The organism is Acutalibacter sp. JLR.KK004, assembly GCF_036941085.1.
In the GTDB taxonomy this organism is placed as follows: Bacteria; Bacillota; Clostridia; order Oscillospirales; family Acutalibacteraceae; genus Acutalibacter.
Genome location: NZ_JAYMNQ010000001.1, coordinates 581,102 through 595,362 on the forward strand (window position 1 = coordinate 581,102; position 14,261 = coordinate 595,362).

The 14,261-nt window shown below is 51.4% G+C and carries 15 protein-coding genes; 9 read left to right on the forward strand and 6 right to left on the reverse strand.

Annotation, left to right across the window (positions count from 1 at the left end; translation table 11 throughout):
• Positions 1 to 43 precede the first annotated feature (43 nt).
• The gene (locus VSQ30_RS03245) at positions 44 to 343 is read left to right on the forward strand and encodes a nucleotidyltransferase family protein (protein WP_334461967.1); all 300 of its coding nucleotides are present in this window, start codon (positions 44 to 46) and stop codon (positions 341 to 343) included.
• Positions 333 to 680, forward strand: coding sequence for a HepT-like ribonuclease domain-containing protein (locus VSQ30_RS03250; protein ID WP_334461969.1), 348 nt, complete (start codon positions 333 to 335; stop codon positions 678 to 680). Before VSQ30_RS03245 ends, VSQ30_RS03250 begins: the two co-directional genes overlap by 11 nt.
• A 308-nt stretch (positions 681 to 988) precedes the next feature.
• Here the strand turns inward: VSQ30_RS03250 and VSQ30_RS03255 are convergent, their stop codons facing one another.
• The 5 genes from VSQ30_RS03255 to VSQ30_RS03275 all read right to left on the reverse strand — a co-directional run bounded on the left by VSQ30_RS03255 (position 989) and on the right by VSQ30_RS03275 (position 6,826).
• Positions 989 to 2,128: a S8 family serine peptidase gene (locus VSQ30_RS03255; RefSeq protein ID WP_334461972.1), complete on the reverse strand. Its 1,140-nt coding sequence runs from the start codon at positions 2,126 to 2,128 to the stop codon at positions 989 to 991.
• Between the two features lie 191 nt (positions 2,129 to 2,319).
• A complete protein-coding gene (locus tag VSQ30_RS03260; protein WP_334461974.1) occupies positions 2,320 to 4,173 on the reverse strand; it encodes an FtsX-like permease family protein in 1,854 nt (617 codons plus the stop codon).
• Positions 4,174 to 4,379: 206 nt separating this feature from the next.
• Positions 4,380 to 5,048 (reverse strand): ABC transporter ATP-binding protein, encoded by a 669-nt coding sequence (locus VSQ30_RS03265; protein WP_305117232.1) that lies wholly within the window; start codon positions 5,046 to 5,048, stop codon positions 4,380 to 4,382.
• A 25-nt stretch (positions 5,049 to 5,073) separates the two neighbouring features.
• Complete coding sequence (locus tag VSQ30_RS03270; protein ID WP_305117233.1) at positions 5,074 to 6,189, reverse strand: ABC transporter permease family protein; 1,116 nt, start codon at positions 6,187 to 6,189, stop codon at positions 5,074 to 5,076.
• Between the two features lie 469 nt (positions 6,190 to 6,658).
• The gene (locus tag VSQ30_RS03275; protein ID WP_305117234.1) at positions 6,659 to 6,826 is read right to left on the reverse strand and encodes a hypothetical protein; all 168 of its coding nucleotides are present in this window, start codon (positions 6,824 to 6,826) and stop codon (positions 6,659 to 6,661) included.
• Positions 6,827 to 7,295: 469 nt separating this feature from the next.
• On the opposite strand from VSQ30_RS03275, the gene VSQ30_RS03280 reads away from it, so the two are divergent.
• On the forward strand, positions 7,296 to 7,715 hold the full coding sequence (locus VSQ30_RS03280; RefSeq protein ID WP_502876182.1) for a helix-turn-helix domain-containing protein: 420 nt from the start codon (positions 7,296 to 7,298) through the stop codon (positions 7,713 to 7,715).
• 46 nt (positions 7,716 to 7,761) lie between these two features.
• Here the strand turns inward: VSQ30_RS03280 and VSQ30_RS03285 are convergent, their stop codons facing one another.
• Positions 7,762 to 8,124 (reverse strand): hypothetical protein, encoded by a 363-nt coding sequence (locus VSQ30_RS03285; protein WP_334461977.1) that lies wholly within the window; start codon positions 8,122 to 8,124, stop codon positions 7,762 to 7,764.
• Positions 8,125 to 8,473: 349 nt separating this feature from the next.
• Here VSQ30_RS03285 and VSQ30_RS03290 point away from each other — a divergent pair, with 349 nt between their 5' ends.
• From VSQ30_RS03290 to hflX, 6 genes are all read left to right on the forward strand, one after another.
• Positions 8,474 to 10,009 carry a recombinase family protein gene (locus VSQ30_RS03290; RefSeq protein ID WP_334461979.1) on the forward strand — a complete coding sequence of 512 codons (1,536 nt, stop codon included), beginning with the start codon at positions 8,474 to 8,476 and terminating at the stop codon, positions 10,007 to 10,009.
• A complete protein-coding gene (locus VSQ30_RS03295) occupies positions 9,993 to 10,145 on the forward strand; it encodes a sporulation transcriptional regulator SpoIIID (RefSeq protein WP_334461981.1) in 153 nt (50 codons plus the stop codon). Before VSQ30_RS03290 ends, VSQ30_RS03295 begins: the two co-directional genes overlap by 17 nt.
• Positions 10,146 to 10,712: 567 nt before the next feature.
• The gene (locus tag VSQ30_RS03300) at positions 10,713 to 11,594 is read left to right on the forward strand and encodes a serine hydrolase domain-containing protein (RefSeq protein ID WP_334461983.1); all 882 of its coding nucleotides are present in this window, start codon (positions 10,713 to 10,715) and stop codon (positions 11,592 to 11,594) included.
• Positions 11,591 to 12,514: a DUF1848 domain-containing protein gene (locus VSQ30_RS03305; RefSeq protein ID WP_334461987.1), complete on the forward strand. Its 924-nt coding sequence runs from the start codon at positions 11,591 to 11,593 to the stop codon at positions 12,512 to 12,514. The genes VSQ30_RS03300 and VSQ30_RS03305 overlap by 4 nt, the downstream gene beginning before the upstream one ends.
• A 174-nt stretch (positions 12,515 to 12,688) precedes the next feature.
• A complete protein-coding gene (locus VSQ30_RS03310) occupies positions 12,689 to 12,898 on the forward strand; it encodes a hypothetical protein (protein ID WP_334461989.1) in 210 nt (69 codons plus the stop codon).
• Between the two features lie 14 nt (positions 12,899 to 12,912).
• Positions 12,913 to 14,187 (forward strand): GTPase HflX, encoded by a 1,275-nt coding sequence (hflX, locus tag VSQ30_RS03315; RefSeq protein ID WP_334461990.1) that lies wholly within the window; start codon positions 12,913 to 12,915, stop codon positions 14,185 to 14,187.
• Positions 14,188 to 14,261: the final 74 nt, after the last annotated feature.

The window sequence follows — 14,261 nt, forward strand, 5'->3', positions numbered from 1 at the left end:
CTCCCTTCATGCGGTACAATATTCTTGAAAGGGGGCTGTCCCCATGCAAAAGGTATATTCTGTTCGGGAAATCGAAAATATTCTCCACCCCGTTTTTGCCGGCTATGGTGTACGGCGGGCGGTATTGTTCGGCTCCTATGCAAAGGGACAGGCTACCACCCGGAGTGATGTAGACATTCTGGTGGACAGCGGCCTGCGGGGGCTGGCGTTCTTCGGATTGCTGGAAGGAGTTGCATCCACCTTAGATGTGCCGGTTGATTTGATCGACGTGTCACAGATTGAGAGCGGATCTCAAATTGAGCTGGAGATACAGCGGACGGGAGTGTCAATTTATGAACAGTAAGGATATGGCCGTGCTGAAGAAAATCCTCCATCACATTGAGAGCATTATCCGTTACTGCTCTGATTGCCGCTCTCTCGAAAGCTTTTCATCGGACACGATGCGTCTGGAGGCCACTGTATTCAACCTCATGCAGATTGGCGAGTTGGCAAAGGTATCTCTCAGCGACGAGGCCAAAGCCCAAATCAGGACTATCCCCTGGCAGCAGATATATGGTATGCGCAATCGTATTGTGCATGGCTACTCCGGGGTCAACATGCAGATCGTATGGGATACCGTGTCAGAGGATATCCCTTCTCTGCGCAAAGAATTGGAGCTGTTCATGGAATCAAATACTTAAAACCTGTTTTAAAATCCTCTCTGGCTTACCAGAGGGGATTCTTGATTTCCTAAAAGAGACATGGTGCATATGGAGTAATAGAACAATACGGTTGTGATAGCTTATGGAACGAGAAAGATACAATTTTTCTATATCCAGTATACTTAAAAACTTCTTTCAAATACAGAAACGATACCAGACGACAGAAACTGGTATCGTAGATACCGAAGAAACAGCAAAAGCGAAACCGCCAAGATACATTTCAGCAAACAGCTACAGGACACCTTGGCGGTTCTTCTAAATCTCAGCAAGTTAACGCATTCCAAATACTATGAGAAATCATCAATTATCCTGTTAAATAGAGATTTAATATCCATATCGTCAGAAAGCGTGCCATAGTCAATTACCAGATCATATGAAATCTGTTCTGCCAGTTCGCGGTTTGCAAATATCAAAACTGCACTATCTGAAACAACTTTTTGGTAATAACGTATACAATTATTCACATCCCTTTTTGACAGATGGTACCACCCGGTTTCAAAATCCGACTGGCTGAAGAAATCACATAAGATGGCGCAAGTATATCCTTTATATTCAAATTGGTTTTGAAGCCGCTGTCCTAACAGCATTACATAGTCATAGTCTTGAATTGCGTATCGGAAAAGCAGTACAGGGATATCATTTTCACTGACTGCTATAGGAAGAGCGCTTGCCGCTTCACCAAATTCTTCTGCTTTTACAGTCTGCACATTAAATAATGCAGGAATACTTTCCTTTGGGGGAAGCATTTGATTCTGCGTCAGAATATATGCGATTTCAGCACATATCTGTGGAACTAAAATACTGTTAGAAGTTTCATAATTTAAATTGTATTTGTCTTTAAGGCTTTTTAAGACAGCAGTTTCTGTATAAGGCACAACTAATTCAATCCCATCAATGGGATTATGGACTAGTTTAACTAATTTCTGGGACACACCGTTGTTGCCAATCTGGCGCTTCACTCCGAGAACACATGGAAATGCCGCTGGATATGTTAGTTTCAAATCGTTAGATGCGGCGGCTACTAAAACAGCCCTGCTTTGGAGTTGATGCAGTAATGGTACCATTTGCTTGGCATACAGTAAATGATACATTCCCAGGCTCATAGATATGATATTGTATTTTTGAGTAATACAGAATTGCAATGCGCGAATCAATGTGCGAAATGAATGACTGGCATATTCATGATTCATCATTAAACCGGAAATCTCAACTTGCTCCCAAACTCCTTTTTCATGCAAGCCTTCAATCAAAAGCGCCGTGCACAAAGTCCCGTGAGTAATAGGCAGGGAAGGAGATGAGGTTGTTCCTTTATATCCACCGCTTCCTTCCAGTTTTTTTACAGGGAAGTGCTCTTGATAGTATGGCACAAGCTTGTGCAATGCTTTCCAGTCAATCCAATCATCAATTACGCAAATTTTTACTGGCATTATATTCCGCCTTATATTATAGTCGATAAAAACAAAACGTACTTTCGGTTATATCGGATAGATAAATCATGTTGTCTGCCATACACGGCAAACCAGCCAGCAGGGTTTTATGCGGTGGTATCCAGCAACTTGAAGAATAACACAAGTTAAGTGACTATGTATTGTGTCCCACTCTCAAGCCGCCCCGCCCGCTATTCTTCACGCTGGCTCAGCAGGAGGACAGGCTCTGTTTTAAGGTTCCGGTTCACCAAAACCACAGACAGTGCGAGGGTAAACAGCAGCAAAAAGGCGGAAATTCCCGCCGCTAAGGGCAGCGCCGCGCCTTCTGTGGCTAATCGGGAGGCTAAATCTCCGTTTGCCTCTTCCGTCACCCAGGAACTGAATTCCGTACTGTAGGCAGACTCCTGCTCATTTCCCAGAGATTCCATCTGGTTTGCGGCAAGCAGGCCAACCCCGCTTCCCAGCACCACCGCCACAACAGCCAGCCCCATTATGCCGCCAATGAGGGAAACGCGGCACTGACGGCGGCTCATGCCCAAGCCGCGCTCGATAGCCGTTCTTTTTTTCTGTTTCACAATAAAGAAGTACAGGAGCAGAAGGATGATGATCATGGCCGAAAGCATCCCGGCCATGCACAGCAAGGCCGCTATGCTGCCTGTCTGCCGCAGATTTTCCGCAATCTGTTCATAACCGTTGTCATCATAGCTGATTTCCAGAAACTCGCCTGCCCCCGATTTTTGAAAGGCACTGTCAAAAGCGGCAACCGAACCATTGGGGATCTGAAAAGAGGTGGTATAGGCAAGCATGGGGCCGAAATCGGCAATATTCTGCTCATCGGACGCCTGCACGGATTTTGAGGGGATAATTACCGTATCCCTTCCCAGCTCGCTTATGTGCGCCTGATCGGGATTGGGTCCCTGATAGCGGTAAATCCCAACAATTTCATAGGCCGCGTCCCAAAAGACCGGGTATACATCCCCCTGGGTATTGGCAAGTGAGAAATCAATAGCGCCAAAGTTATAACCAAAGGTGAAGCCGGGGCTTGTCCTATAGTTTGCGAAAAACAGCGGCAGTTGAAGGCTGTCCCCCACTTCCAAGCTGTTGTGCTTTGCAAAGTCCTCCGGCACCATGCAGACCAAAGCCCCGCTTTGAAACTCCTCTTCTGAAATTTCCCGACCCGCAGACATTGTTGCTTCCCTTTCATGAAAGGATGGCAGGAGGGAACAACTTTCGGTAGGCAGTACGGGGAGGATATCCTCAAAAAGGGCCTGGCGTTCTATAAGGCTCAGCCAGCCCTTTCCTCTCGCTGTTTCATAGAAGCCGTCCGTCACTTCTTCCCAATGCACCCCATCCGGCATATTCATATCGCTGTCCAGTTTGATTCCCTGACCGTCCGTCTGGGTAGATTCAGGCCAGAACCAGGGCGTGAACTCCAGTCCCGAGGGTACCTGCACATCCAAGTGGGTGTTGGCTTGATACTGCAGCCCGGCAATATATGTTTTTCCAGCTTCTAAAGGGGCCGGATTCTCTGTGAAATGGTCGCAGAACCAAAGGGTCTTGCTGCCGCGGTCGTCTCCCCACAGGACTTTTTTAATGTCCACCAGTACAGGCTGGGTGGGCACGCAATCTTCCACCGGGCTGAACTCAATAAAAAGATAGAAATTGTATTCTTCCGTGTTGACGGGGGTTCTCTCGCAGTCCTGCAAAAGGGCGCCATAGTATGGGCGCTTTTCAGGGCCTTTCAGATACTCCGCCCCTTCAAACTCCAGGATGCTCTCCGGCAGGACGGTATCATAGGCAGGATATGTCCAATGGACATACTCCTGCAGGGCAGCATCCCATTGGTCATATGTGGCGGTTCTTGTTTCCTTTTGCGTCACCGTGCCGATAGTGGTAAAAATTTCTTCCATCTTTTTCAACTGCTGGGCCGACTTCATCCACAGGGCCGCGCCAACCATCAGCAGCGCTGTGCCCGCCGCCAGCAGGATCAGGAATAAAACCAGCTTAAACGGAGTCCTGAAAAGCTGCTTGATACTGTTTCCCATAATTTCCTCCTATTGCAGGGCAGTCCCATCTTTACAATGGGACTGCCCTTATTCCATATAAAAAGCATATTGGGTTTGTTTGCATAATTTTGGAAGCCAATCAAGACAAATCTCTGTAATAAGGCTGCCGCTTTATGAAAAATTTACCACAGAGTGGTTTTAAAAAAGACGCGCAGGTAATGGGGGCAGGTTGTGAATACAGGTTCTTACTCTCTTTCCAACCTTCCGTCTGTCATCCGGTAAACCACATCCGCCTGCGCGGCGATGTCCAAATCGTGTGTGACTACAATTACACAATAGTTTTTTTCTGTCACCAACTGCTTGAGTAGCCCAATAACCATCTTCCCATTCTCTGTATCCAGGTTGCCTGTAGGCTCATCCGCCAAAATCACTTTTGCCGAGGAGGATAGCGCCCGGGCAATCGCCACTCGCTGCTGCTCTCCACCGCTGAGCATTGCCGGAAACTTTTTTTCCTGTTCTTTTTTCAGGCCAACGCTTTCCAGCAGTTCTCTGGCCCGTGCGGCAGCCTCTTTTTTGGAACACTTTACAATTTGCATAGGGTACATCACGTTTTCCAGAACGGTAAGAGTGGGGAAAAGGTGAAATCCCTGATAAATGAGGGAGATGTTCTCCCGCCGATGGCGTTCCTGCCCAATCTCATCAAGGGGCGTTCCTCCGGCATAAACGGCTCCTCTCGCAGGCGTTCCCAGACCAGCGAGCACAGAGAGAAGGGTTGTTTTCCCGCTGCCGGAATGACCGATTACAGCATAAAACTTTCCCGCTTCAAAGGAACATGACACATCCTTCAGCGCCTGGACTTTTTGATATCTGCTCTGGTAGATATAGTCTACATTCTTTGCCGAGAGCATTTCCATAACGGTACTTCCTCCCTTTCCATTCTCAATCGATCTTTGTTAACAATTCTAAGACGTTCATGCTGAACAGGAACGCCAGGGCAATGATAATACTGAGAAAAGCGCAGACTAAAAAGATGCCCTCCATCACAAGGATATCGCCCAGGCCCAGGCTGGTTGCCGCCAGCAGTACAGGCAGGGTGACAACACAGCCCAAAAGCATCAGCAGGGCGTTTTCCAAAAAGCAGCGCAGGGCGCATAGAAAGCCGGGCCGTCCCAGAGACAGGGCAATCGCGATTTCCCTGCGGGAGCTGCGCAGCACCAGAAACAGAACGAAAACAATCAATAAAACTATAAGAGATAAAAACGGGGCCTGAAACCACCGGAAAATACGGATATTCTCCTGTATCCTGTCTGCGGTTTCTATAAACAGCCTGTCGTTGACTTCCAGCGCATTGCCCTCCCGCTCTTTGAAGGAGTCGGGATCAACCTCCTGAAAGCCCGCTTTTTTCATCCCGGCCTTCCATTCGTTAAGCTGTAAAGGGTCAGCCACTGTCCCCTGAAAGGACGCATACGTATAATCCAAGCCAGCGTCCTGCAAAAAAGACTGAAGCCAGCGGGCCGGAACTGCCACATCGCTGGCATTGCCCGCAGCAACTTCGCTGGAGACATAAGTGCCCGCTACGACCAGACTGGCCTTTCCAACCTCTACAAAGCGAAAATGCATGTCATCCTCCTCATATTCCCAGACATACAGAGGAAATTCTATCGTACCGCCCAGGGAAATGCGGTGGCGGGAGGCGTAATCCGTGCTAATAACGCAGGCAGGCTGATCGCCGGAAAACAAGCTCTCATCCCACCCCTGAGCGTAGGATATCTGTTCCCGTATAAGAGGGGAGAGCAGGCTGCTGTCGTTAATCCCTATCATAGAGGTGTCGCAATATTGAATAGGCTGCTTCTGGTTCTTTTCATCTATGTTCCCGCCCGCAAGCATGGTGTAGAGGGAGTCACTGATGCCCCCGGAAAGCAGGGCCTCCATATGCTTCTGATCGATTTCCAGCCCCGCCTGCCGATTCCCATTCGTGCCGACCACCTGCACGGTTACTGGTATCGTTTGCGAAAGGTTCCGCAGTATAGCCTCATTGTTTTGGATGTTCCCCATGTAAAACGCGATACAAAAAATGATCAGAATTCCAAATACAAAAACCAGAAAGCTTCTTCCTTTATTGCGGTGTAAATCTCGCCAAACTTCTGTGAGCGTAAACATGGAATCCCTCCAATACAGGAATAGTACTATTTAAATAAATTCTACTACAGTATATGCAGTTTGTCAATAGTGAAATCCCGGAGAATTTATTTATGTTTACACGAACTTAAAATATAATATATATTAAATTAGAATAACAATATTGTGCTCTGCTTTCTCCCAAGGCCCACAAATTTTGGATATTAATGCCAGTGTAAAAAACAGGGATGATACAAAGCACCAAAAACTGTTTTTCATAGCGTTTTGCACGAATCCTGCTTTGCATGATGATTAAAGTAAATCACTCCTGCCAGTTTAAAACCAGATACCTGTTTCTGTGCCGCAGTATGTGGTGGGAAGGAGGAAGTCTTCTGACTTTGTTCGTTCAGTTTATTACGCGTTCCTCTCTTTGTTCCGGTACATGCACTGTCTGCTTGAGAGAGCGTTCTACCTTATCCATGTTCACCTCCGTGAATAGCTTTACTATGTAATTTGCTGCCGCTCCCTCCGGGTTGGGGTCGTGAAAGCGATAATTCAGTTTTTGCTTTTTCAAGATGAAGCCCTCCTTTGCTTGTCCGTATACCAGATATATGTGGACAGGCCTTTTGCTAGCACGGTTAACAGGATCACAGCCGCACACGGACTTCTTGAAACCTTAGTAATATCTGCTCTTATAACGAATTAGCTTTTTATTTATCAAATTTGTTTATAAAGCAAGTATACCTGCGAATGCTGAATTTGTCAATACAAATTTGGAGAAATTTTATCTTTTTTGCTTATATATTGACGATATTGTTTTTGCATGTTATACTTTACTGGACAGACAAAGAACTGGGAGTTGATAATGTGAAAAATACTGAAGAAAGGAACGATACCGGGCATAAAGAGATGGTTTTTCGGAGTTTTAAAACAGACTCTAGCTCTTTGTGCGAATTCTGTATCGCATGGCGATTAAAATGGCAATTGGCGAACGAATTCGTTTTTTTCGGAACAAACGCAGATTGACGCAAAAGGAGGTGGGGATGCAACTGGGATTTTCGGAGCGTTCTTCTGTTGTGCGGATGGCCCAGTATGAATCTGGTATCCGCACGCCCAAGAAACAAATGACAGAAGATTTAGCAGGAATATTAGAAGTTGATCCTGCTGCGCTGACTGTTCCGGACATTGACAGCTACAATGGGTTGATGCACACGTTATTCGTTCTGGAGGAGCGGTATGGCCTGATGATTGACAAAATGGACAATGACTTTGTAATCCGGCTGGATAAATCTGATATGGAAAAATTCATGATGCTATATGACAGACTGTCCACGTGGTATGAGCAGTCCCATAAATATCGCACCGGAGAAATTTCCAAAGAGGAATATGATACCTGGCGATACAGCTACCCTAAGTATGCCGCATATCCTCGTCTGGAAATTCCAAAACCAAACAAGAAGTAAAGTGAAAGAAGGCCCTGCCAACATGGAATCGGTGGAGCCTTCTTTTTTAACAATTCTTCACAACCAGTTCAATGCGCACAGCCGGCAGGATTGTGGCACTTTTTGTGGCGCCTTTCGAGAAAAAATGCGATGCTTGCTCGTCCAGAACCACGGTTCCTGACGCTTTGCCGCCTGCGGCGATTCTCACCCCCAAGCCTCTCTGTTTTCCTCCTGCCGGACAGGCGGTTCCCGGGGTGTGCAAAACCGGGTTTTCCGCGGGCTTCTGCTTTGCCGCAAGGTACTTTTTTACCTGCCCGGGCACGGTTTTTTCATAGAGTTTTTCCAGAAATTCCCCCAAAGACCGCTCCAGAGACAGCCCTTTTTTGTCCAGATAAATGGCAAGGGCTTCTGTTTTTCCCTGTTTTGCCATCTGAAAATCCCTCCTTCCTATGATGGCTTTCCCTCTTTTTCCGGGCAGGAAGTCTCTGTTTTTTCCCGTTTCAGAACCAGAAGCTGCTCCTTTTGCCTGCCGATAAGCGCCCGCTGGGCGCGGATAGCGTCATCCTTTTTGTACAGCAGCAGGCCATAAAGCGCAACTTGTTTTCTGCTGGTTCTTTCTGCTTCCTACACTGTCCATAAATAAAAAAATTGATTTAGATGCTTCTCTCGAAGTGACTAAATCAATTGTGATAACCCTCCACATCGCTATTGCTTTTCCAGTGGAGATATGCTAAACTCGGTAGTAACAGAACTCTGCTTTCCTGTTAGAGAGGTTAACTATGAATATTGCCGCCTACTGCCGGGTCTCCACCGACAAGGAAGACCAGCTCAACAGCCTGGAAGCCCAAAAAAAGTTTTTCTCCGAATACACCCAGCGTACCGGGGACGTGCTGGTGCGCCTGTACGCCGACGAGGGAATTTCCGGAACAAAAATCAAAAACCGCAGGGAGTTTCTCCGCATGATGGCAGATGCCGAGCGCCATCTTTTCGATATGGTGGTTGTAAAAGATATCTCCCGCTTTGCCCGCAACACGGTTGACCTGCTGCAGAGCATCCGTAAGCTGAAATCCCTGGGCATTGAAACGCAATTCCTGACTGCCAACATGACCAGCATGGGCAACAGCGAATTTGTACTGACTATTTTTGGCGCGCTGGCCCAGGAAGAAAGCGCCAATACCTCCAAGCGGGTCAAGTTCGGCAAGAAGATGAACGCCGAGAAAGGCCGGGTGCCCAACATTGTCTATGGCTATGACAAGACCATTGGCGACTACTTCAACCTGGCCATCAACCAAGAGGAAGCCGACATCGTCCGTCAAATTTTCCATATGTACACCGTGGAGGGCGCGGGCGCGGCAAAAATTGCCAATACTCTCAACGGACGTGGCTTGAAAACCAAGCGGGGCTGCTCCTGGAGCCAGAACGCCATCTGCCGTATCCTTACCAACGAATTGTACACGGGTAAGATCATCAACGGCAAGCAGGAGGTATCAGACTTCCTCACGGGCCAGCGCGCGGACAAACCGGAGGATGACTGGATCGTGGTGGACAGGCCCGAACTGCAAATCATCGCTCCAGAGCTTTTCCAGCAGGCCCAGGAGATTTTGGACTCCCGCCACAAAACTTTCCGCACCGACCACCAGCGCCAGAGTAACCGGCATCTGTTCTCCACTCTCATCAAGTGCAAGGAATGTGGCTGGTCATTTTACCGCACCGTGCGCACCTATAAAAACACCTATGTGCGCTGGGTCTGCTCCGGGCACACGGGCCGGGGCGCGGATAGCTGCCCCAATGCCATCACTGTGGACGAGGATGAATTGATAGACGCCCTGCAAGAATATTTCGCCGGGATATTAAAGCAAAAGAAAAATGTTATCTCCTACGTGGTGAAGGGGTTTCAGCGGGTCTACCGCGCCAAGGATGATAACCAGGAATATGAGAAAGAATTGACCACCCAGCTGACCAAACTCCAAAAGACCCGTCAGAAGTACATGGACATGTACACCGACGACCTCATCACCCGAGAGGAACTGAACGAGAAAATAGGCGGTTCCAAGAAGGAAATCGAGCGCATTGAGAACGAGTTGAAAATCGTCGGCTACAACATCACCAAGGGCGACCAACTGGAAAGCATCCTGCAAAACACTTTTAAGACCCTGGAGGATATCACCGACGTGCGCCAGATGACCAACGCCCAGCTTAAGCGCGTGATACAGAAAATCGAGGTGGACAAGGACGGCAACGTGGACATCTATTTGCGTATTCTAGGCGATTTAGGGTTGGAAGAAACCGCTTTGATTCATGACAACCATACATAAAGACGTATCCCAGCGCCTGCAATACATTGACCGGGGCCTTTATCGGGACGTGAAAAATGTGCTGGCAGTCAACAAGGCGCAAAGGCATATACGGGGCGGCATGGCCACGAAGAAAAAATACGAGTCGCTGAAATAATGGGGCTTGAAGGATATAGTATAGCGCAATTCAAAAAAGGCGGCCGCCTGCTTGAAAACCGGCAAGCACTGGTTTTCAAATGCGTTTGCTATACCGAGTGCCTGAGCGGCTAAGCCCCTTTGCCGGTTTTGAAGCGTTATGGCTGCAGCCTGCCGCGAAGCCCTGCCGTCCGTATCTGGCGGCAGGGCTTTCCTTTGCTTTCTAGGGCGTGTTCACATAAGCGCTTGCAAGCGTCTTTTTGGCGGTTTTTTGCCATCTTCTTCGCCAAAAATTCTTGAGGTACGCAAGTACATCTGCGAATTTTTGACTTGATTCTGCCAAAAACCTGCTCAAAAATCCACATACGCATCTTATATGAACACGCCCTAGAAGAAATTATGAAGCCTTCCGGCGCTCCGGCGATTGACGGAAGCAGGCGCTTTACGGTATAATAACCGTAAAGCGGTAATTGCCCCGCCCGGTTCTTCCCTCCGGTCAGACGGGCGATGGGCACAATACCAACGCGCTTACGACAGCAGAACCAGCAGCCAAAGAGGCCCGGCGGGGCCGGGAGAGGAGCAAGTCTATATGGAAAAGGAATTTGACGTACAGGCACAGCAGTTGCGGCTTTTGAACCTGCGGGTGTGGAAGGACGGGGGCCTGGTGCTCTCAAAGGACTATGACAGCGAAATGCGGCGCAACCAGTATTCCGCCAGCAAAAGCTTTACCAGCGCGGCGGTAGGCATTGCGGCAGGGGAGGGACTTTTGTCCCTGGACGAGAGGCTTGTGGACGTTTTCCCCCGGGATATCCCGGCAAAGCCCTGCGAAAACCTGGAAAAAGCCAGGGTGCGGGACTTGCTCACCATGGGGCTGGGCCAGGGGCAGGGGTATCTTATGGGAGAGCAGCGGCCCTTCCTCCAGGAGGAGGACTGGGTGAAATATGCCCTCTCCCTGCCTTTTGAGTACGCGCCGGGGGAAAAGTTTGTCTATAATAATGTAGGGCCTTATTTAGCCGGCGTGCTGGTGCAGCGCCGGGCCGGGTGCGACCTGGTAAGCTACCTGACCCCCCGGCTCTTTGCCCCCATGGGCATCCAGCGGCCCACCTGGGAGACAGATCCCCAGGGCTTCACCTTTGGGGCGGGCGGACTGTTCCTGTGCGTCAGCGAGCTTTTGAAATTCGGGCGGCTCCTGCTGCAAAAGGGCCAGTGGGAAGGCAGGCAGCTTGTCCCGGCGGATTACCTGGAGCAGGCTGCGGGGAAACAGATGGAAAACGGCGAGGAGGGATACGGCTACCTGTTCTGGCGGGGGGAGAAAAATTCCTACCGGGCAGACGGCAAGTATGGCCAGTATGCCCTTGTGTTCCCGGAGGAAAACGCCGTTATCTGCACCAACGCAGAGCTGTTGGATCAGAGGAAGCTTCTTAGCTTCCTTATGGAAAACCAGCCGGCCCTGCTGGCAGGGAAGCTGTGATTCTCAGCGCCAGCCGCCGGACGGATATCCCGGCGCTGTACGGGCCATGGCTTTTAAACCGCCTGGGAGCTGGGGAGGTGCTGATACCCGACCCCTACCGGGCAGGGGCAGGCACCCGGCTGCTGTTTTCGCCGGAAACGGTGGACTGCCTGGTGTTCTGGACGAAAAATCCCTTGCCCTTCCTGCCCCTGCTGGAGGAGATAGAGGGCCTGGGCTATACCCGGTACTATTTTTCTTATACCATCACAGCCTTTGGCCCGGAACTGGAGCCAGGCCTGCCCCCTGTAAAAGAGCGGCTTGCGGCCTTTCAGGCTTTAAGCAGGCGGCTAGGCCCCAGCCGGGTGGACTGGCGCTTTGACCCCATTATCCTGGACAGAGAGCGTAACCCGGCCTGGTATGAAAAGCGCTTTGCCGCCCTGTGCCCTGTGCTGGCCCCTTATACCCAGCGGTGCATCCTCAGCTTTGCGGACTTTTACCGCCACCTGGGGAAGAATTTTCCCCGGCCTGGCCGGGAGGAGATGGAGGAGACTGCCCAGCGGCTTTCGGAAGCTGCCCAAAAGCAGGGCCTGCCCCTGTTCACCTGCGCCGAGGAAGGGGACTTCTCCCCCTGGGGCATCGGGCATGGGGCCTGCATCGACAAAGGAAAGGTGGAGGAAACCGCCGGCTATCCGGTGGACGCGAAGCCCCACCGGGGCCAGCGGGGGGCCTGCGGTTGTGTGGAGAGCGTGGACATTGGCGCCTACGGCACCTGCGTAAACGGCTGTGCCTATTGCTATGCCACCAAAAGCCATGCCGCGGCCCGCAGCCGCTATGCCGCCCACGATCCCCAGTCCCCCCTGCTTACAGGCTGGCCCCAGGCGGGCACAGTTTGGCGGGAAAAGCGGGCTGTGTCCCTGGGCCTTGGGCAGCTTTCATTTTGACAGCCGCGCCCTGCTGAGGCCAAAACGGCGTGCAGCCTCCAAAACGCCCTGCCGGGGCTGACACTTCCCTGCCGGGAACTGCCAGGGGTTTTGCCCCCCCGCGCCGCTTTCAGCGGCGCGGCCCCGGCGGGTGCGTCCCGGAAAAACCTGCCGATAGAAAGGAGATGCCGCCTTATGAGCAAATATGAACCCCTCTGGCAGTACCTGCACGGGCTTCCGGAGGCCGCCTGCACCCTCAGCTTCCAGGAGATTGGGGGGATTGCGGGAGTGCCCCTGGATCATGCCTTTTTACGGCACAAGAAAGAAGCTGCGGCATACGGCTGGCAGGTGGGGAAAATCTCCATGAAGGACCAGACCGTGGCGTTTCAAAAAATCCAAGAATGACGGAGGAACTGCATTTGCCGGATAAACAATATTATGAAAATGAAGAACAGCCCCAGCGGGCACTTTTGGCGGGGATAGACACCGGGGAGTTTGACCCGGAAGCCTCTATGGCGGAGCTTTCCGAGCTTACCCGCAGTGCCGGGGCAGAGCCTGCCTTCACCCTGATACAGAAGCGCCCCTCGCCGGATGCCGCCACCTGCTTAGGCTCCGGCATGGCGGAGGAGGCCGGGGAACTGGTGAAGCGGGAGGGCCTTGACCTGGTGGTATTCGACCGGGAGCTAAGCCCCACCCAGATACGGAACCTGGAAAAGCTGTGCGGCGTGCGGGTTATCGACCGCACCATGCTGATACTGGATATTTTTGCCCTGCGGGCCAGAAGCCGGGAGGGCAAGCTTCAGGTGGAACTGGCCCAGCTTCGATATCTGCTGCCAAGGCTTATGGGCCAGGGCGCGTCCCTGTCCCGTTTAGGCGGCGGCATTGGCACCCGGGGGCCTGGGGAAACCAAGCTGGAAACAGACCGCCGCCACATCCGCAGGCGCATTGGCAGCCTGAAGGCCCAGCTAAAGGACGTGGAAGCGGCCCGCAGCGTGATAGACAAACGGCGGAGGAAAAACGGGACTGTAACCGTGGCCCTGGTGGGCTATACCAACGCCGGGAAAAGCACCCTGATGAACCGGCTGACCCAGGCTGGGGTGCTGGCGGAGGACAAGCTCTTCGCCACCCTGGATCCCACCGCCCGGGCCTTAAAGCTGCCCGGCGGCAAAACCGTCATGCTCATTGATACGGTAGGGCTGCTGCGCCGCCTGCCCCACCACCTGGTGGAGGCCTTCAAATCCACCCTGGAGCAGGCCGCCACAGCGGACATCCTGCTGAATATCTGCGACGCAAGCAGCCCGGAGGCCCGGGAGCACCTGGCTGTGACGGAGGAGCTGCTGCAAAGCTTAGGCGCGGGGGACAGGCCGGTTATCCCGGTGCTGAACAAGTGGGACGCGGTGGAGGACAAAACCCTTGCCCCCCGCCTGCCCGGGGCGGTGCATATCAGCGCCCTCACCGGAGAGGGGATAGAGGCCCTTCTTTCCCAAATTGAGGAGAACCTGCCGGAAAAAACCTTTGAGGTACAGCTTCTCCTGCCTTTTTCCAAAAGCGGCCTTGGGGCAAGGCTGCGGGAAGAAGGGGCGGTGCTGTCGGAGGAATATGTGGAAGAGGGCCTGCGGCTTAAAGCCCGGGTGGACGAAAGGCTTTATGGGCTTGTGAAGGAATTTGACACAGAGAGGGAGGCCCATGGATAAAGCGCCTCTTTTCTGCATGTACGCCCCCCTCTTGTACCGGGGGGCTTTTGGCCTGCTGGTAAGAATTTTGTAAA